We start from the raw sequence: 18,227 nt of genomic DNA, 5'->3' as shown, positions 1-18,227 counted from the left end.
CGATTCGCTTACTTACCGACGACAGCCAGCACGTCGCGGGCCGACAGGATCAGGTACTCCTCGCCGTTGTACTTGATCTCGGTACCGCCGTACTTGCTGTAGATGACGACGTCGCCCTCCGACACGTCCAGCGGAATCCGCTTCTCGCCATCCTCATCCCAGCGGCCGGGGCCAACTGCGACGACGGTGCCTTCCTGCGGCTTCTCCTTGGCGGTGTCGGGGATGACCAGACCGGAAGCGGTGGTGGTCTCGGCCTCGTTGGCCTGAACGAGGATCTTGTCCTCGAGTGGCTTGATGTTCACGCTCGCCACGATGGAGCCCCTTCACTGATATGTGGTTGGGCCGGGGCTTGTCCCCGGGCCCTACTTCAGGTGTTCGGCCTGCGGATGTCCTGCGCGCCGTCGTCGCGGGTGCCGACACGAGGGCTTTCGCCTGCCGCCTAGCACTCTATACACGAGAGTGCTAGCACTCAAGGACGGGTTGGTGCCTATCTGGCGAACTCGCTGCCAGCGAACATGTTTGTCCACAGTCCCGGCTTCATCCACAGATCAGTCCGCCGCGACGCTACGGACCTGGTGACACGGCCTGGAGGCCGATTAGATTCGAATGCATGTTCGATAGCCAGCCACCTCGGCCCGCCGACCTGCGGAATTTGTCCGACGCCGACCTGGCGGCCGGGATCGCCGACTGGGCCCGATTGACCTCGGCGGCCGAGGCCGCCAAGAGCGCCGCCATCGCCGAACTGGTGCGGCGGCGCTGCGTCGACGAACATCCCGACTGGGCCTGCGACGACTGGGACGCCTGTGCGGCCGAGCTGTCCTGCATCCTGACGGTCTCGTCGCGGAGCGCGGCGGGGTTGATGACGCTCGCCGTGACCCTGCGTGACCGGCTCCCGAAGGTCGCCGCGCTCTTCCTCGACGGCCGGGTCTCGGCGCGCACCGTGGGAACCATCGCCTGGCGGACCAACCTGGTGGTCGACGCCGGTGCGCTCGATGCGATCGACACCGACATCGCCGGCGCCGCGGCCCGCTGGGGTCGGTTGTCCCAGCAGAAACTGGAGCGGGCCGTCGACGCCGCCGTGGCGCGACGGGACCCCGCGGCCGTGCACCGGGTGCGCACCGGCCTGCGGAACCGCGACTTCGTCATCGGGGACGCCGACGACATCACCGGTATGACCAGCATCTACGGCAGGATCTCGAAGGCGGACGCTGCCCTGCTCGACGAGGCGATCACGGCGCTGATCAATTCGGTCTGCCCCGACGACCCCCGCACGCTGGCGCAGCGCCGCTCGGATTCCATGGGAGCGTTGGCCGTCCGCGCCACCCGCCTGCCGTGCCGCTGCGGGAAGGACACCTGCCCGGTGGCCGGCGAACCGGATCCGATCGCGGCCCGTTTCGTCGTGCACCTGTTGGCCGAGGCCGACACCATCGACACTGCCTCGGACCCGGACTGGGATGGCGGCCGCGAAGACGACGCAGAAGACGACGTCGAAGAGGACAACGAGGACGACGACGAGGAACCCGACAAGGACGCGGGCCCCGAGGAGTGCACACCCGAAGAATCCGAACCCGAGCCTGCGCCACACCGCCCGCGCGGCATCGGGCTCATCCCCGGCATGCCGGGCACCGGCCTGCTCGACGGAGGCCAGGTCGCCGATCTGATCGCCCGCGGGGCAAGGGTTCGGCCCGTGACCACGCCGAGTGACGAACCCGAACCGGGTTATCGACCGTCGGCGGTGCTAGACCGCTGGATTCGACTGCGGGACTTGACCTGTCGATTCCCCGGCTGCGATCAGCCGGCGGTGCGTTCGGACATCGATCACACCATTCCCTGGCCCGCCGGGCCGACCCACCCGTCGAACAACAAGGCCTATTGCCGAAAACATCACTTGCTCAAGACATTCTGGCCCGGCTGGTCGGACCGGCAGGATCCGGACGGCCGGTTGCACATCACCACGCCCAGCGCGCTGACCTACGACTCCACACCGACTGCCACCCTGCTGTTCCCGCAGTGGAACACCACCACGGCCACCCTGCCGGCGCCACCGCCGGGACCCCCGCCGACGCCGGCGCGCGGACTGAAGATGCCCAAGCGCAGGCAGACCCGGACACAGGCCCGAGCGCGGTACATCGCGACCGAACGGGCCCGCAACGAGAGCAGCGACGAAGCCCCGTATTGAGGGGCGTCAGGCGACCTGCCCCTGCATCACCGGCAGACCGGGATCGCTGGCCACGTCCAGCGGCGACGGGGCGGCACCGGCGGCCATGAGGTGGGCCGCGAACGAGGCGATCATCGCGCCGTTGTCGGTGCACAACCGTGGCCGCGGGACCCGCAGCGTCAGACCTGCTGCGGCACAACGCTCTTCGGCCAGCTCACGCAATCGGGAGTTGGCCGCCACGCCGCCGGCGATCAGCAGGGTGGACACCCCGAGGTCGGTCGCGGCACGCACTGCCTTGCGGGTGAGCACATCGGCCACGGCCTCCTGGAAGCCCGCCGCGACGTCGGCCACCGGGGCATCGGGATTGGCCTCCACGTAGCGAGCCACCGCGGTCTTCAGCCCGGAGAAGCTGAACGCATAGGGATCATCGCGCGGGCCGGTCATCCCGCGCGGGAACACGATGGCGCCGGGATCGCCGGTGCGGGCCAACTCATCGAGCACGCGACCGCCCGGATAACCCAGCCCGAGCAGCCGCGCCACCTTGTCGTAGGCCTCGCCGGCGGCATCGTCGACGGTGGTGCCCAATTCGATGATCGGCTCGCCGAGCGAACGCACATGCAACAGATGGGTGTGCCCCCCGGACACCAGCAGTCCGACACTCTCGGGCAGCGGACCATGCTCGTAGACGTCGGCGGCAAGGTGCCCGCCGAGGTGGTTGACCGCATAGAACGGGACATCCCATGCCGCGGCGTACGCCTTGGCGGCCGCCACGCCCACCAGCAGCGCACCGGCCAGACCGGGGCCGATCGTGGCGGCCACGACGTCGGGACGCTCGATCCCGGCGGCCGCCAGCGCGCGGCGCATCGTCGGACCGAGCGCCTCGAGGTGAGCGCGCGAGGCGATCTCGGGTACCACGCCGCCGAACCGGGCATGCTCGTCGACACTCGAGGCCACCTCGTCGGCCAACAGCGTCACCGTCCCGCCCTCCAACCGGGCGATTCCGACTCCCGTTTCGTCACAAGAGCTTTCGATGGCCAGGATGACGGTCATCGGGCTTCCCTCCGCATCGTGAACGCATCCGCACCGCTGACCCGGTAGTACCGCTTGCGGATTCCCATCGTCTCGAACCCGGCGCTCTCGTACAGGGCGATCGCCGCTGCGTTGTCGGTCCGCACCTCCAGGTACACCACGCCGTCGCCGGCGAAGTCCAGCAGGCTCTCCAGCAACCGGCGGCCGATGCCGAGCCCCTGGTACGCCGGATCGACACCGATGGTGTGGATCTCGTACTCGAACGGTGGCCGCCGACCCAGTCGCGCGATGCCGGCGTAACCGACCAGCCGATCGCCCACCCGGGCAGCGACGTACTTGTTGTGGGGGGCATCGAGTTCGCGGCAGAACGCCTGTGCGGGCCATGGGTCGTCGCCGCCGAACAGCTGCGCCTCGAGCTCCGCGCAGCGCGCGGCGTCGCCCCGGACCAGATCCGTCAGCACGGCGTTCTCGATCGAGCTCACCGGGCCAGCCCTCGCTCCGCGAGCGTCTTCGCATCGGGTCGGCGCAGATACAGCGGCACCAGCGGTTCGGGCTCGGCACTCAGATCACCCACCGCTGCAACCAGATTCGCCGGATCCGGATATTCGGGGCCTACCACCGGCAGCCCCAGCAGAGCCGCGTGCTCGGGTGAGCCCGCCACCGCGGCGACGTCGAGCACCGGCACATCGCCGGGCGCATCCACCGCGGGACCGCCCACCCGCACCCCGTCCTGGTAACGCGCCCAGTACAACTCGCGGCGGCGCGCGTCGGTCACCACCAGTACCTCGCCGGTAGTACCTCCGCCGATGCCGTCCAGACTGCACACCCCGAACACCGGGACACCCAGCGCATGCCCGAAGGCTGCGGCGGTCGCCATCCCGACCCGCAGGCCGGTGAACGGACCGGGACCACAACCAACCACCACCGCATCGAGATCGGACATCGCCACATTCGAATCCGACATGGCGCCAAGAACATTGGGGGTCAACGACTCGGCATGGGCCCGGGGATCCCGGGTGAGCCGTTCGGCCAGCACGCTGGTCACGCCATTGGCGCGTACCACCGCCGCGGTCACCGTGGGCGTCGCGGTGTCGATCACCAGCACCAGGGTCATCCTCTGCTCCAGCACCACGTCGCGGTCCGCACCTCCGAATCGGCGGCCCGGTCGAGCCGGACGTCGAGATGACGCTCGGACAACCGCTCGGCCAGCCCCTCGCCCCACTCCACCACCACGACGGCGTCGTCGAGATCGGTGTCCAGATCCAGCGAATCCAGCTCGGCGAGCAGATCGGCCGCGGCATGGTCCAACAGCCGGTAGACGTCGACGTGCACCAGTGCCGGTGCACCCGCCTGCCGGGGCGGATGCACCCGCGCCAGCACGTAGGTCGGCGAGGTCACCGGCCCGTCGACATCCATGGCCCGGGCAATTCCCTTGGCCAGCATGGTCTTTCCCGCCCCCAGTGGCCCGGAGAGCACGACGACGTCACCGGCGCGCAGCCCGCTGCCCAGGCTCTCGCCGAGCGCAATGGTGTCCTCGGCGGTCACGAGCACCGCGGATCCGCTCTCAGCCACCACGCAACCGCCGCGCCATGGCCACCAGCTTGTTGGGGGTGGACCGCTCGACCAGCCGCACCAGCGCCGCGTTGACGGGATCGGGCTGCTCGAGCTGCACCAGGTGCCCGGCACCACCGACGACCACCAGTTCGGCCCTGGGCAGCGCGGCAGCCATCTCCTCGGAATGTTCGGGGGTGGTCAGGTTGTCCGCCGAACCGCACGCCACCAAGGTCGGCACCTTCGCCAGCACCGACAGGCCGCCAGTCTCGTTGTGCACCCCGAGGGCGTGCAGGAATCCGACCATCGTGGTGATGGGGGTGTCGTGGATCATCTGCTCGCAGTACCGCGCCACGGTCGGGCTGACCGCGGCATCCCCGAACGACGCGGCCTGTAGCACCGGTGAGAGCACCGAGCGCACGGCGCCGCGGCCGCGCTGCAGGAGATTCGGCGCGTAGCGGGTGGCGAACCGGGCCGCCTCGAGCGCCGGGTTCTGCAGGATCTCCCCCAGCGGCGACCGCGAAAGACCCTCGGCCGCAGAGGAAATGAGCGCGACGCCGACGATTCCGGTGCCGTACCGGCGGGGGAACTGCCGGGCGTGCGAGAGCACCGTCATCCCGCCCATCGAATGCCCGACCAGGATCACCGAACCCCGGGGTGCCATGACGGCGAGCACGGTCTCGAGGTCGCAGCCCAGCTGTGCCACCGTGTAGGTCCGCGGCGCCGCCGAACTGGATCTGCCGTGGCCGCGCTGGTCGTAGAACACCATCCGGACCTGATCGCCCCAGACCCGGGCCAGCTCGCGACGCTGGAAATGGAAGGCGCCCATGTTCATACAGAAGCCGTGGGCGAACACGACGGTGACGGGTGCGTCGACCGGCCCGACCTCTCGGACCACCAGGTCGACGCCGTCGGGTGTGGTGATCACACAACCTCGATCACCCTCGATCAACCCGAAATCCTCACCGGCGTAAGCATCTTCGACCATGACCCGCCGCGTCATCGTCCGGGCCGCGGTGGACCCGGCGACCGCGCCGACCGTCGACAGCCCGGCGGCCCCGGCCAGCCAGCGCCGGCGCCGCTGTCCTCCGTCAGGCATTGGCGCCCCGATATGTGCGCAGCACCCGGCAGCGCGGCGAGGTCACCACTTCGTAGTGGATGGTGCCCAGCAGGTTCGCCCAATCCTGCGCGGTCGGTTCACCGGCGGTGCCGGGTCCGAACAGCACCGCGGCGTCGCCGGCGCTGACGTCGACCCGACCGGGTCCCAGGTCGACGACGAACTGGTCCATGCAGATTCGCCCGACGTTGCGGTAGCGCCGCCCGTTGATCGCCACGTCGATCCGGCCGGACAGCCCGCGGAAGACCCCGTCGGCGTACCCCAGCGGGATCAGCGCCACCGAGCCGTCGGCGGTCGCATTCCACGCGTGGCCGTAGGACACCCCGTCGCCCGCACGCACCGACTTCACCGACAGCACAGGCGCTTTCAGCGTCATCGCGGGAATGAGGCCGAACCCACCGGGTGCGGCGAGCGGGTCGAGGCCGTACACCGCCACCCCGGGCCGCACCAGGTCGAACGCCAGGTCTGGCCGGCCCAGCGTCGCCGGCGAGTTGGCCAGGTGGGCGATCTCGAACCGAACGCCGCCGCGGCGCGCCATGGCCAGCGCCTCGCGCAGCAGCCCCGCCTGCCGGTCGTTGCTCGGGTGCTCGGGCTCGTCACCGTGCGACAGGTGCGACATCAGGCCGCGGGCCCGGACGGCGCCCTCGGCGACGGCACGGCCCAACGCGGCGATCACATCGGAGTAGTCGCCCGCTGCGACGCCGTTGCGGTTCAGGCCGGTATCGATCTTGACCGACACCGTGGCCGGTATGCCCGTCTCACGGGCCCCGGCGAGCACCGCGTCGAGCTGACCCACCGAGGACACCGCTACCTGCACGTCGGCGGCCACTGCCTCGGCGAAGTCGGTGCCCGGCGGATGCAGCCACGCCAGGACCGGCGCGGTGATCCCGGCACGACGCAGTTCCAGCGCCTCGCCGACGGTCGCCACACCGAGTTCGGCGGCCCCGGCCCCGAGCGCGGCACGGCCCGCCTCGACGGCCCCGTGGCCGTACCCGTCGGCCTTGACGACGGCCATCACCTGTGCGGATCCGGCGTGTTCGCGCAGGATCCGCACGTTGTGCCCGATCGCGTCGAGGTCGACCTCCGCGGTGGGCACGGTCAGGGGCTGATTCACGGTTCTCATCACCGCCGTCCAGTGTCCCAGGTGGGGGCTCAGTGGGCGAAATGCTCCTCCGTGGCGAACCCGCCGACCGGCAGTTTGTCCAGCTTGCCCAGCACTTCGACCAGGTCGTCGCGCAGCGCGCGGGCCAGGTTGGCCGAAAATCCCTCGCGCACCACGACCCGCAGCACGGCCACGTCGGTGGCCCCCTCCGGCATGGTGTACGCGGGCACCTGCCAGCCGTAGCCGCGCAGCAACGCCGAGATGTCGAACACCGTGTACCCGGGATCGCCGGTCAGCCGGAAGGACACCACCGGGATCGCCGAACCGTCCGAGATGACCTCGAAGACCGGCATTTCGGCCAGCTGGTGCGCCAGCCACTGCGCCGTCTCGGACAGACACCGCATGACCGACGTGAAGCCCTCCCGGCCCAGCCGCAGGAAGTTGTAGTACTGCCCGACCACCTGATTGCCCGGCCGGGAGAAGTTCAAGGTGAAGGTCGGCATGTCGCCGCCGAGGTAGTTGACCCGGAACACCAGCTCCTCGGGCAGCTGTTCGGCGTTGCGCCACACCACGAACCCGATGCCCGGATACGTCAGCCCGTACTTGTGCCCACTGACGTTGATGGACACCACACGCGGCAGCCGGAAATCCCACGGGAGATCCGGATGCAGGAACGGCACCACGAAGCCGCCGCTGGCGGCATCCACGTGCACCGGCACATCTATCTTCGGGGCTGCACCCTGCTTGCCGGCCAACTTGTCCAGTGCCGCACAGATTTCCGCGACGGGCTCGAGCTCGCCGGTGAACGTCGTCCCGACGATGGCCACCACACCGATGGTGTCCTCGTCGACCGCGTCGACCACCTGCTCCGGAGTGATCACGTAGCGGCCCTCGGCCATCGGCAGATAGCGCGGTTCGACATCGAAGTACCGGCAGAACTTCTCCCACACCACCTGGACGTTGGACCCCATCACCAGATTGGGTGTGCGCTTCTGCCAGTCCCCGACCCGGGCGCGCCAGCGCCACTTCATCGCCAGACCGGCCAGCATCACCGCCTCGCTGGACCCGACGGTGGACACCCCGACCGCCGCCGACGGATCGTCGTCGCGCAGGTTCTCGGCGTGGAACAGGTCGGCCACCATGGACACGCAGCGCTGCTCGATGGCCGCGGTGACCGGGTATTCGTCCTTGTCGATCATGTTCTTGTCGAACGTCTCGGCCATCAGCTCCTGGGCCTCGGGATCCATCCAGGTGGTCACGAAGGTCGCCAGGTTGAGCCGTGAACTGCCGTCGAGCATCAGCTCGTCGTGGATGAACCGGTAGGCCGCCACCGGTTCCATGCATTCATCGGGCAGCCGGAGCGCGGGCACGGGCGTGGTCGACATGCGTCCGGTGTAGGCAGGGGTGATCGATGAGTGGCGGGAAACATTCGGCATGACAACCCTTCTACAGAATCTCGGCGATCGCCGCGCGCAGATGGTGCAGGATGCGTGACGCCGACGTCGGCGCCGCCGCGGGACCGGGATCGTGGGCGGCGATGTCCGCGGCCCGGGTGTGGACGAACGCCGCCGCGGCGGCCGCCTCGGCCGGGGGCAGTCCCGCCGAGAGCAAGGCGCCGATGATCCCGGAGAGCACGTCGCCGGATCCGGCGGTGGCCGCCCACGCCGAGCCCGCCGGGTTGAGGTACACCGGCCCGCCGGGATCGGCGATGACGGTGACGTTGCCCTTGAGCAGGACGGTGGCGCCGAGGTCGTCGGCCAGCGCGCGGGTGGCGCCCACCCGGTCGTCGCCGGGCGGATGGCCGGCCAGGCGCTCGAACTCACCGGCGTGCGGGGTGAGTACCGTCGGCGCGGCGCGGGAGCGGACCAGCTCGGGATGCCGGGACAGGATGGTCAGCGCGTCGGCGTCGACGATCACCGGCAGGTCGGTGGCCAGTATCGCGCGCAGCGTCGCCGACTCGGCGTGTCCGGTGCCGAACCCGGGTCCGATCACCCAGGCCTGCACGCGGCCGGCGGCATCCAGCCCGGGCGCCGCCACCACCTCGGGCCAGTGCGAAACAACCTGGGCCGCCGCACTTCCCACGTACCGGACCATTCCGGAATGGGTGGCCACGGCCGCCCCGGTACACAGCACCGCCGCCCCCGGATAACCGTCGGAACCGGCCAGCACGCCCGTCACACCCTGGCTGTACTTGTCGTCCTGCCGCCCCGGCAGCGGCCAGCGCGCCGCGACGTCGGTGGTCTCGAATCCCAGCACGTCGGTGGCCGGTAGCTCCAGGCCGATGTCGACGAGGTGTACGCGCCCGCAGTCGGCCAGCGCGTGCACGGGTTTGAGCCCACCGAAGGTGACCGTCAGCACCGGACGCACCGCGGGACCCGTGATCGCGCCCGTCAGCACATCCACCCCGCTGGGCAGGTCGACCGAGACCGTCGGTACGTGGGCGGCGTCGGCCGCTTCGAACACCGCGGCGGCGGCGAGGCGCAGCGGGCCACTACCCGAGATACCGACGACGCCGTCGATCAGGAGGGCGGTGCCCGGTGCCACCCCGGGCACCTCGCGCCCGCCGGCCCTGCGGAACGCCGCTCGGGCGGCGGGATGGGCACGGACCGGGTCCAGGAGCACTGCGTCGGCGGCAGCGCCGCGGCGGCGCAGGAACGTGGCCGCCCACAGTGCGTCGCCGCCGTTGTCGCCCGATCCGACCACCGCACAGACCCGTCGGCCCGCCACCCCGCCGGTCCGGCGGCGCAACTCTTCGGCGATCGCGACGCCCAGGGGCCACGCGGCACGCCGCATGAGCGCACCGTCGGGTAGCGCGGCCAGCAGCGGTGCTTCCGCATCACGGATCTGCTGACCGGAGTAGTAGTGCCGCATCGGCACCCAGCGTAGAGATCAGTTGCGGGCGTTGGACCGGTACTGGCTGGGCGTGACCCCGACGCGGTGGCGGAACGTCGACGCGAAGTGGCTCGGAGTGGAGAAGCCGACCCCCTCACCCACGGCACGGATCGGCATCTCGGTGGACGCGAGCAGGCGTTGCGCCTCGTCGATCCGCCGGTTGAGCACATATTGGTAGGGGGTGTCGCCGAAGGTGGCCGTGAACGCGGTGACGAATGCGCTGACCGGCATCTTGGCCAGTTCGGCCAGGCGCTCCAGGCTGATGTCGGAGGCGAGTTCATCCTTCAGGTGTTCGGCGATGAGTCGCCGGCTACGGGCCGTCAGCCGCCGCGGCGAGCCGGCGGCCTCCGGGCGATCCAGCGTGTACTGATCGCGCAGATGCAGCCGGACCGCCTCGCCGATGCTCTCCCGCATCAGCAGACCCGTGACGTCGTCGCGCGCCACCAGGGAGCTCAGCCGTTTGACCGACTCGTGCACCAGCGGATCGTTGAATCCGAGACCGGGACGCAGCTGACCGTGGCCGAGCACCCGCTCGGACACGGTGAGTTGGACGTACTCGATGGAATCGCCGACCAGCACCGCCCCGCAGCGGTGACCGGCGGGAATCACCCAGACGTCACCGGGCTGCAGCGTGAGCGTGCCACGCGGGCCGTCCTCGTACTCGAAGCGCATGGTCCGCAGACGTCCGGCGTGGTGCACGACGAACGTGTGGTGCGGTTCGTTGAATCTCCAGCGCGTCGGTGTGGTGACACGCTCCCGGACGAACCGGTAATCGAGCCCGCGGATGCTCAGGCGGGACTCACCAAGGATGTGGCGACCGTCAACGTGCAATGGTTGCCACCCGGCGGTTGCCTGCGGAGCAACACTAACCATCATCTCCCCGACCGAACTTGCCAGATTTACATGAACGCGTGCAATCTTACTCACGAGTAAAATAAACACAACAGTTGACACGGGGAAATTGACCTATGTTGACCTATGTTGCTGTCCCAGACATTAGTTAGCTGGATGAATCTAGGTGGCGGATTTATTCTTTTCCGCAATCCAAGTTGGACGTTCGCTGGCGGTTCGTGCGGTTCCCGCGCGGGATCGGCGCACCTACGATCTGCACCATGAACTACGGCTATCCGCCGCCGGGCCATGCGCCCCCGCCGAAGCCTCCGATCGCGGCGGCGGATCTGACCATCTCCATCGTCGCCATGATCCTGACCGTGGTGGGCACCGCCGGCGCGGGCTTCATGGGCCTGATGATGTTGGCCTTCACCGACTACTGCCCGCCCGAGACGTGCCACCTCGACGCCGGGGTGACGGCGATCATGACCGGCTTGGGCGTCGCGGCGCTGATCGCCGTCGTGGGCAGCGGACTGACGATCGCCCGACTGGTCCGTCGCGAACAAGCGTGGCCGTTCGCGGTCGGCACGCTGGGCCTCTGTGCGGTGAGCTGCCTACTGGCGCTGTGGGGCTACACGCAGGCCGTCGGGGGCTGAGCTACTCGACGGTGACCGACTTGGCCAGGTTGCGCGGCTTGTCCACGTCATAACCGCGGGCCCGCGCGACCGCCGCCGAGAACACCTGCAACGGGACGGTGGACAGCAACGGCTGGAAAAGCGTTGACACCGAAGGTATTTCGATCAGGTGATCGGCATACGGCCGGACAGTGTCATCGCCCTCCTCGGCGATCACCACGGTCACCGCACCGCGTGCCTGGATCTCGCGGATGTTGGACAGCAGCTTGGAGTGCAGCAGCGCCGAACCCTTCGGTGACGGCATCACCACGAACACCGGCAGGCCCTCCTCGATCAGCGCGATCGGGCCGTGCTTGAGCTCACCGGCGGCGAACCCCTCGGCGTGCATGTACGCGAGTTCCTTGAGCTTGAGCGCACCCTCGAGCGCCACCGGATAGCCGACGTGGCGGCCCAGGAAGAGCACGGCATCGGACCGGGCGAACCGCTCGGCCAGGGCCTCGACGGGAGCCATCCGGGTCAGGACGTCGGCCACCAGATCCGGCATCGCCTCGAGTTCCCGGTACTCGCGGGCCACCTCGTCGGGGTACTTCGTACCGCGGGCCTGCGCCAGCGCCAGGCCGACGACGTAATTGGCGGCGATCTGCGCCAGGAACGTCTTGGTGGCGGCCACCCCGATCTCCGGTCCGGCGCGCGTGTAGAGCACCGCGTCGCACTCCCGCGGAATCTGACTGCCGTTGGTATTGCAGATCGCCAGCACCTTGGCCTTCTGGCCCTTGGCGTGCCGGACCGCCTCGAGGGTGTCGGCCGTCTCGCCGGACTGACTGATGGCGACCACCAGCGTGCTGCGATCCAGCACGGGGTCGCGGTAACGGAACTCACTGGCCAGCTCGACCTCGACGGGCAGCCGCGTCCAGTGCTCGATGGCGTACTTGGCCAGCATCCCGGAGTGGTACGCCGTCCCGCACGCGACGATGAAGACCTTGTCCACCTCGCGGAGTTCCTGGTCGGACAGGCGCTGCTCATCGAGGACGATGCGCCCGTCCACGAAATGCCCGAGCAGTGTGTCGGCGACCGCCGCGGGCTGCTCGGCGATCTCCTTGAGCATGAAGAAGTCGTAGCCGCCCTTCTGCGCGGCCGACAGATCCCAGTCGATATGAAAGACCCGGGCATCGGCGTCGCCAGGGGTGCCGTCGAAGCCCAGGATCCGATAGTCGTCGGCGGTGATGACGACGGCCTGATCCTGACCGAGCTCGACGGCCTCACGGGTGTATTCGATGAACGCCGCGACGTCCGAACCGATGAACATCTCGCCCTCGCCGATCCCGACCACCAGCGGGGTCGACCGGCGGGCCGCCACGACGGTGCCGGGCTCGTCGGCGAACGCGAACACCAGGGTGAAATGCCCCTCGAGCCGGCGCAGGACCGCCAGCACCGAACCCACGAAATCTCCGGCCGTCGGACCGTCGCGGAACGCGCGGGCCACCAGATGCACCGCGACCTCGCTGTCGGTGTCGCTGGCGAACTCCACCCCGTCGGCCTCGAGCTCGGCCCGCAGGGCGGCGAAGTTCTCGATGATGCCGTTGTGCACGACGGCGAAGCGCCCGGACGCATCGCGGTGTGGGTGGGCGTTGCGATCGGTGGGCCGACCGTGCGTGGCCCACCGGGTGTGCCCGATACCGGTACCGCCCTGCAGGTCCAGCGGGTCGGTGAGCGCCAGCGCCTCCTCGAGGTTGGCCAGCCGGCCGGCCCGCCGCCGCACCGTCATCCCGCCCGTGCCGTCCAGGACGGCCATGCCCGACGAGTCGTAGCCGCGATACTCCATCCGGCGCAGGGCGTCGACAACAACGTCGCGGGCATTGCGCTGCCCCACGTAGCCGACGATTCCGCACATGGTGAACCAGCCTAGTGCAGCTCCGGACCGACAGCCCCTGAGCTACGGTCGTGCGGTGGCCGCCATCAAGAAGCTCGTCGACGCCCTGTCCAGGCCCGGTCCGCACCGCGTCCTACGCGGTGACCTGGCATTCGCCGGGCAACCGGGCGTCGTCTACACCCCCGAGGACGGCCTCGGACTGCCCGGCATCGCCTTCGGCCACGATTGGGTCACATCGGCGGCCGGTTACGCCGGAACGCTGGAACACCTGGCGTCCTGGGGCATCGTGGCAGCGGCGCCGGACACCGAGCGGGGCATCGCCCCATCGGTCCTGAACCTGGCGTTCGACCTCGGCACGACGCTCGACATCATCACCGGGGTGCGGCTGGGCCCGGGCCGGATCAGCGTGCACCCCGGCAAGCTGGCCGTCGCCGGGCACGGGTTCGGGGCGTCGGCCGCAGTGTTCACCGCCGCGGGCCTCGGCAGCCGGCTGCGCGGGGTGGCGGCCCTCTACCCGGCCACCACCCGGCCGGCCGCGGAGGAGCCCGCAGCGTCGCTGAACCTGCCCGGCCTGGTGATCGGCGCACCCGATGACGCCGCCAACGTCCGGTTCAACGCCCTGGAACTGGCCCGCGCCTGGCCCGGCGCCGTGCTGCGCACCGTCAGCAAGTCCGAGGCCACCGGGTTGCCCGAGAATCGCCGTTTCTCGAAGTTCGCCGGCCTGGGCGGTTCCGACCGGGGGACCCAGCGCGCCGTGCGGCCGCTTCTGACCGGCTTCCTGCTCTACGTGCTGACCGGCGACAAGGAGTACCGGCAGTTCGCCGATCCCGAGGTCCGGCTGCCCCACACCGACGCGGTGGACCCGGACCATGCGCCGGTGCCACCGGAGGAGAAGCTGGTCGCGCTACTGCGACGGTAGGGCCAGGAATTCGGACTCGAACAGGCCGATGATCGCCTCGTTGTCCGCCACGGACATGCGGCATCGATCACCCGCTGTCGGGTGTCGAGGCTGTCCACCCCGGCCGGCCGACCGGGGCCCTGCCTGGGGAATCCGCCCATCGATGGCACACCAAACATCATTGCGCACCGTGCCTCGTCGGGGTGGGTCAAACCGCAGCCCCTATCGACCAACCAACCGGTTGGGGTATAACTCTGGGATGCGCACCGGCATCTTCCTCAGTTACGCGGGCGGGTTCAAAGACGCCGCCGAACAGGTCGTCGAGTTCGAGAAGGTGGGCGTCGACATCGCCCTCGTGGCCGAGGCCTACTCCTATGACGCCATCAGCCAGCTCGGTTACCTAGCCGCCAAGACCGACACGATCGAGCTCGGCACCGGCGTCGTCCCTATCTACGTGCGGACGCCGACACTGCTGGCGATGACCGCCGCCGGACTGGATTACGTCTCCGACGGCCGATTCCGGCTGGGCATCGGAACCTCCGGGCCACAGGTCATGGAAGGCTTCCACGGCGTGCCGTTCGACGCACCGATGGGACGCACCCGCGAGGTGGTCGACATCTGCCGGCAGGTCTGGCGGCGCGAGCGCGTGCAGCACTCCGGCAAGCACTACCAGATCCCACTGCCCGCCGACCGCGGGACCGGGTTGGGCAAGCCTCTTCGGCTCATCAATCACCCTGTGCGCGAACGAATTCCGATCACCATCGCCGCACTTGGTCCGCAGAACGTGGAACTCACCGCGGAAATCGCCGAGGGCTGGCAACCTGTGTTCTTCTATCCCGAGAAGGCGCATGAGGTCTGGGGCGATGCACTGCGGGCCGGCGCGGCCAAGCGTGATCCCCAGCTGGGCCCGCTGGACGTCATGGTGTCCGCCAGCCTGGCCATCGGCGAGAACGTGGATGACCGGCTGGCATGGGCCAAACCCCAACTGGCCCTCTATCTGGGCGGAATGGGTGCTCGGGGTAAGAACTTCTACCATGCGCTGGCAACCCGATACGGCTTCGGCGAAGCCGCCGACCGGATCCAGGATCTGTATCTGTCCGGCCGCAAACAAGAAGCGGTCGAAGCGGTTCCGGACGACCTGGTTCGGCATGTATCGCTGGTGGGTCCCCGCGGCTTCGTCGCGGACCGGCTGGCCGCCTACGCCGAGGCCGGGGTGACCACCATCCTGGTCCATCCGCTCGGCACCGACAACCGGGAATCGCTGGCCTTCGTCGAAGAGCTGCAGGCCATCACCCGGTGATCAGCTGCCGACCTGCGGCAGTTGGTCGGCGGCGATCTCACACGGGGTGGCCGGTGGCTCCGCCGCCGGTTCAGGTTGTGGGGCAGTCGGTTCCGGTTGTGGGGCAGTCGGTTCCGGTTGTGGGGTAGCCGATTCCGGTTCCGGCTCGGGCTCGGGCTTCTCGGGCTCGGGCTTCTCGGGCTCCTCCGCTTCGGGCTCGACTTCGGGTTTCTCGCTGTCTTCGTGGGATCCGGACTCGGGATTCTCGGGCGTATCGGGAGCGAACTGCGGCATGGTCGGTGCGCCATCACCCAGGTCCGGCATGGGCATCGACGGAAGGGACGCGGGAGCTGACGGGGGTGCGACCGGCGGCTGCAGGAGTCCAGAGCTATAGGTGTCCAATGGAATTGGTGGCGGGGCCGGAACCTGCGGTGCGGGCACCGGCGATGACACCGACGCGGGCATGGCGGGCGAGGGTGCCGACGCGGGCATGGCGGGCGAGGGTGCCGACGCGGGCATGGTGGACAGCGGCGCCGACGCGGGCATGGTGGGCGAGGGCGCCGACGCGGGAGGCGCACCGGTGGCAAGCGGGCCCGGCACCGCGAAACCGATCGGCCCGACCGCGTCCAGCGTGGTGATCGCCCGCCGGTAGACGGCCCGCGCGTCGTCGTCGGCCTGCCGCATGGCCGCCGTCCACTCGCCCAGGATGATGTTGTGCGCAAAGGCTTTCAGTTCTTCCCCGGCGACCTCGCCGGTGAGCCACTCGGGTCGCACCGCAGTCGCGACGGTCTGCGTTCGCGCCACCCGGGCGCCGACGATCCGCCACAGCTCCGCGCCGAGCGTCGCACAGGCCTCCGCCGCCAGCCGCACCGCCGACGCCAGCCGAGCAGCAGCCGCGGCATGCCCACCCACCAGATCCGCGGCCTGCTCACCGGCCGGGCCCCGCCACGCCTCGCTGAGCCGGCCGGGCTGCGCCCGCACCAGTTCCGCCGCCTCGTCGGCCCGGACGGCGGCTGCGCGCAGCACGCCCGCATCGGCGTCGAGTGCGATCAGGTCGAGTCCGTGCTCGCTGCCGTAGACGTCGATCAGCCGATAACCGGCCAGTCCGCACGCGTCGACGCACTTCTGCAGATTGTCCAGCGCCGCCCAACCGTCGCGCAGCCGCGCTGCCACATCGTTACCCACCGCTATCCCATCCGGGCCGCGGCGACGCGTTCAGACTCCGCATAATATTGTGTGGCAGAACGCAATTCGATCGAAGTTGTGCGTGCCGCGCGCGCCCAGTCGGACAACTCGTCGGCCCGCAGCGCGCACAGCCGGCGCACCGCCTCACCCTCGGACGGATAGCGGCGGCCGGCGGTGGACGCGCCGAACGTCAGCGGTGTCGCGACCGCCACCAATTGGGCGACCGCATCGAACTGGCCGGCCACCGCGCGCACCGCGACGGCGTCAAGATCGACAATGTGCATACCCGGTTAGACGTACCGGGTGCCGGTTCGGTTCCGGCTCAGCGCTGATCGCTCACGGACTCGGCGACGCTGAGCGCCAGCCGGCGCGCCGTGTCCTCGTCGGCGGCCTCGACCATGACGCGAACCAGCTGTTCGGTTCCGGAGGGCCGCAACAGGATTCGGCCGGTGTCCCCGAGTGCGGCCTCGGCGGCCTGCACCGCCGCGCGCACCGACGGCGCGTCGGCGACGGTGGCCTTGTCGGCCACCTCCACGTTGATCAGCACCTGCGGCAGCGTGTTCATGGCGGCCGCCAGGTCGGCCAGCGGCGAACCCGTCTGGGCCATCCGGGACATCAGCCGCAGGCCGGTGACGATGCCGTCGCCGGTGGTGCCGAACGCCGGCAGCACGATGTGACCGGACTGCTCGCCGCCCAGCGAGTACTCGCCGGCCCGCATCTCCTCGAGCACGTAGCGGTCCCCCACCGCCGTGGTACGGACGTCGATGCCGGCGTCGCGCATCGCCAGGTGCAGACCCAGATTGCTCATGACGGTGGCCACCAGCGTGTTGGACGCCAGCTCGCCGGAGTCCTGCATCGCCTTGGCCAGGACCACCATGATCGCGTCGCCGTCGACGACCTTGCCCGTCGCATCGACTGCCAGGCAGCGATCGGCGTCGCCGTCATGGGCCAGCCCGAGATCCGCCCCGTGGGCGATGACGGCAGCGGACAGCGCGTCCAGATGGGTCGAGCCGCAGCCGTCGTTGATGTTCAGCCCGTTGGGTTCGGCGCTGATGGCGATCACCTCGGCACCGGCGCCCCGGTAGGCCTGCGGCGCCGCGGCCCAAGCGGCCCCGTGCGCGCAGTCAACGACGACCTTGAGTCCGTCGAGCGTCGTCGTCGCCGCCTTGCCGGCGTGGCGCAGATACCGGTCCATCGCATCGGGCGCGTCGAGCACCCGGCCGATCCCGGCGCCGACCGGACGCTCCCCCGGGCCGGCCGCGACGAGTTCGGCGATGCGGTCCTCGGTGGCATCGTCGAGCTTGTGGCCACCGGCCCCGAAGATCTTGATGCCGTTGTCGGGCATCGGGTTGTGCGACGCGGAGATCATCACACCGAAGTCGGCGTCGTACGCATTGGTCAGGTACGCCACCGCCGGGGTTGGCAGGATCCCGACCCGAAGGGCGTCGACACCCTCGCTGGTCAGGCCCGCGATGACGGCGGCCTCCAACATCTCACCACTGGCGCGGGGATCGCGGCCGACGACGGCGACGCGGCGATTGCTGGTTCGGGGCGCCGGGCCGCCGTTGACCAGCTGACGCGCGGCGGCGGAGCCCAGAGCGAGGGCCAGTTCCGCGGTCAGGTCGCGGTTCGCGACGCCGCGAACTCCGTCGGTGCCGAACAATCGACCCACAGGCACAC

General features: G+C 69.8%; 18 protein-coding genes. 4 read left to right on the top strand and 14 right to left on the bottom strand.

Annotation, left to right across the window (positions count from 1 at the left end; translation table 11 throughout):
- Positions 1–8: 8 nt before the first annotated feature.
- The gene (groES, locus tag U0R18_RS13770) at positions 9–311 is read right to left on the bottom strand and encodes a co-chaperone GroES (RefSeq protein WP_500045749.1); all 303 of its coding nucleotides are present in this window, start codon (positions 309–311) and stop codon (positions 9–11) included.
- Positions 312–610: 299 nt separating this feature from the next.
- On the opposite strand from groES, the gene U0R18_RS13765 reads away from it, so the two are divergent.
- Entirely contained in the window at positions 611–2,179 is a 1,569-nt protein-coding gene (locus U0R18_RS13765; protein ID WP_526369181.1) for an HNH endonuclease signature motif containing protein, read from the top strand.
- 6 nt (positions 2,180–2,185) lie between these two features.
- On the opposite strand, the gene tsaD is transcribed toward U0R18_RS13765, so the two are convergent.
- Genes tsaD through U0R18_RS13720 form a run of 9 tightly spaced genes read right to left on the bottom strand, consistent with a single transcriptional unit; the run spans position 2,186 to position 10,680 of the window.
- Positions 2,186–3,208, bottom strand: a complete 1,023-nt coding sequence (gene tsaD, locus U0R18_RS13760) for a tRNA (adenosine(37)-N6)-threonylcarbamoyltransferase complex transferase subunit TsaD (RefSeq protein WP_526369179.1) — start codon at positions 3,206–3,208, stop codon at positions 2,186–2,188.
- The gene (gene rimI, locus U0R18_RS13755; RefSeq protein WP_526369177.1) at positions 3,205–3,669 is read right to left on the bottom strand and encodes a ribosomal protein S18-alanine N-acetyltransferase; all 465 of its coding nucleotides are present in this window, start codon (positions 3,667–3,669) and stop codon (positions 3,205–3,207) included. Before rimI ends, tsaD begins: the two co-directional genes overlap by 4 nt.
- The gene (gene tsaB, locus U0R18_RS13750) at positions 3,666–4,301 is read right to left on the bottom strand and encodes a tRNA (adenosine(37)-N6)-threonylcarbamoyltransferase complex dimerization subunit type 1 TsaB (RefSeq protein WP_526369175.1); all 636 of its coding nucleotides are present in this window, start codon (positions 4,299–4,301) and stop codon (positions 3,666–3,668) included. Before tsaB ends, rimI begins: the two co-directional genes overlap by 4 nt.
- Complete coding sequence (tsaE, locus tag U0R18_RS13745; protein WP_526369173.1) at positions 4,298–4,762, bottom strand: tRNA (adenosine(37)-N6)-threonylcarbamoyltransferase complex ATPase subunit type 1 TsaE; 465 nt, start codon at positions 4,760–4,762, stop codon at positions 4,298–4,300. Before tsaE ends, tsaB begins: the two co-directional genes overlap by 4 nt.
- Positions 4,752–5,837: an alpha/beta fold hydrolase gene (locus U0R18_RS13740; protein ID WP_526369171.1), complete on the bottom strand. Its 1,086-nt coding sequence runs from the start codon at positions 5,835–5,837 to the stop codon at positions 4,752–4,754. Before U0R18_RS13740 ends, tsaE begins: the two co-directional genes overlap by 11 nt.
- On the bottom strand, positions 5,830–6,978 hold the full coding sequence (gene alr, locus U0R18_RS13735) for an alanine racemase (RefSeq protein ID WP_526369536.1): 1,149 nt from the start codon (positions 6,976–6,978) through the stop codon (positions 5,830–5,832). The genes U0R18_RS13740 and alr overlap by 8 nt, the downstream gene beginning before the upstream one ends.
- Positions 6,979–7,007: 29 nt before the next feature.
- A complete protein-coding gene (gene gad, locus U0R18_RS13730) occupies positions 7,008–8,393 on the bottom strand; it encodes a glutamate decarboxylase (protein ID WP_526369169.1) in 1,386 nt (461 codons plus the stop codon).
- A 10-nt stretch (positions 8,394–8,403) separates the two neighbouring features.
- Positions 8,404–9,828, bottom strand: a complete 1,425-nt coding sequence (locus U0R18_RS13725; RefSeq protein ID WP_526369167.1) for an NAD(P)H-hydrate dehydratase — start codon at positions 9,826–9,828, stop codon at positions 8,404–8,406.
- An 18-nt stretch (positions 9,829–9,846) separates the two neighbouring features.
- The gene (locus tag U0R18_RS13720; protein WP_526369165.1) at positions 9,847–10,680 is read right to left on the bottom strand and encodes a helix-turn-helix transcriptional regulator; all 834 of its coding nucleotides are present in this window, start codon (positions 10,678–10,680) and stop codon (positions 9,847–9,849) included.
- A 281-nt stretch (positions 10,681–10,961) separates the two neighbouring features.
- Here U0R18_RS13720 and U0R18_RS13715 point away from each other — a divergent pair, with 281 nt between their 5' ends.
- Positions 10,962–11,336 carry a hypothetical protein gene (locus tag U0R18_RS13715; protein WP_526369163.1) on the top strand — a complete coding sequence of 125 codons (375 nt, stop codon included), beginning with the start codon at positions 10,962–10,964 and terminating at the stop codon, positions 11,334–11,336.
- Between the two features lies 1 nt (position 11,337).
- On the opposite strand, the gene glmS is transcribed toward U0R18_RS13715, so the two are convergent.
- Complete coding sequence (gene glmS, locus U0R18_RS13710) at positions 11,338–13,206, bottom strand: glutamine--fructose-6-phosphate transaminase (isomerizing) (protein ID WP_526369161.1); 1,869 nt, start codon at positions 13,204–13,206, stop codon at positions 11,338–11,340.
- A 55-nt stretch (positions 13,207–13,261) separates the two neighbouring features.
- Between glmS and U0R18_RS13705 the strand changes: the two genes are divergently transcribed.
- Together U0R18_RS13705 and U0R18_RS13700 are read left to right on the top strand one after the other, a co-directional pair.
- Entirely contained in the window at positions 13,262–14,104 is an 843-nt protein-coding gene (locus U0R18_RS13705) for a dienelactone hydrolase family protein (protein WP_526369159.1), read from the top strand.
- 238 nt (positions 14,105–14,342) lie between these two features.
- Positions 14,343–15,383: an LLM class F420-dependent oxidoreductase gene (locus tag U0R18_RS13700; protein WP_526369157.1), complete on the top strand. Its 1,041-nt coding sequence runs from the start codon at positions 14,343–14,345 to the stop codon at positions 15,381–15,383.
- Here the strand turns inward: U0R18_RS13700 and U0R18_RS13695 are convergent, their stop codons facing one another.
- Genes U0R18_RS13695 through glmM form a run of 3 tightly spaced genes read right to left on the bottom strand, consistent with a single transcriptional unit; the run spans position 15,384 to position 18,219 of the window.
- On the bottom strand, positions 15,384–16,547 hold the full coding sequence (locus U0R18_RS13695) for a hypothetical protein (protein WP_526369155.1): 1,164 nt from the start codon (positions 16,545–16,547) through the stop codon (positions 15,384–15,386).
- A 2-nt stretch (positions 16,548–16,549) separates the two neighbouring features.
- Entirely contained in the window at positions 16,550–16,831 is a 282-nt protein-coding gene (locus U0R18_RS13690; protein WP_526369153.1) for a hypothetical protein, read from the bottom strand.
- A 38-nt stretch (positions 16,832–16,869) separates the two neighbouring features.
- Positions 16,870–18,219 (bottom strand): phosphoglucosamine mutase, encoded by a 1,350-nt coding sequence (gene glmM / locus U0R18_RS13685; protein ID WP_526369151.1) that lies wholly within the window; start codon positions 18,217–18,219, stop codon positions 16,870–16,872.
- Positions 18,220–18,227 lie beyond the last annotated feature (8 nt).

The sequence above is a fragment of the Mycobacterium sp. genome, assembly GCF_046330795.1.
Lineage (GTDB): Bacteria > Actinomycetota > Actinomycetes > Mycobacteriales > Mycobacteriaceae > Mycobacterium.
This window is presented reverse-complemented; position numbering and strand designations above follow the sequence as displayed.

Coding starts and splice junctions, on each gene's coding strand:
- U0R18_RS13765 (WP_526369181.1), top strand. CDS start 611: ATGTTCGATAGCCAGCCACCTCGGCCCGCCGACCTGCGGAATTTGTCC.
- tsaD (WP_526369179.1), bottom strand. CDS start 3,208: ATGACCGTCATCCTGGCCATCGAAAGCTCTTGTGACGAAACGGGAGTC.
- tsaB (WP_526369175.1), bottom strand. CDS start 4,301: ATGACCCTGGTGCTGGTGATCGACACCGCGACGCCCACGGTGACCGCG.
- U0R18_RS13740 (WP_526369171.1), bottom strand. CDS start 5,837: ATGCCTGACGGAGGACAGCGGCGCCGGCGCTGGCTGGCCGGGGCCGCC.
- alr (WP_526369536.1), bottom strand. CDS start 6,978: ATGAGAACCGTGAATCAGCCCCTGACCGTGCCCACCGCGGAGGTCGAC.
- gad (WP_526369169.1), bottom strand. CDS start 8,393: ATGCCGAATGTTTCCCGCCACTCATCGATCACCCCTGCCTACACCGGA.
- U0R18_RS13725 (WP_526369167.1), bottom strand. CDS start 9,828: ATGCGGCACTACTACTCCGGTCAGCAGATCCGTGATGCGGAAGCACCG.
- U0R18_RS13715 (WP_526369163.1), top strand. CDS start 10,962: ATGAACTACGGCTATCCGCCGCCGGGCCATGCGCCCCCGCCGAAGCCT.
- glmS (WP_526369161.1), bottom strand. CDS start 13,206: ATGTGCGGAATCGTCGGCTACGTGGGGCAGCGCAATGCCCGCGACGTT.
- U0R18_RS13700 (WP_526369157.1), top strand. CDS start 14,343: ATGCGCACCGGCATCTTCCTCAGTTACGCGGGCGGGTTCAAAGACGCC.
- U0R18_RS13690 (WP_526369153.1), bottom strand. CDS start 16,831: ATGCACATTGTCGATCTTGACGCCGTCGCGGTGCGCGCGGTGGCCGGC.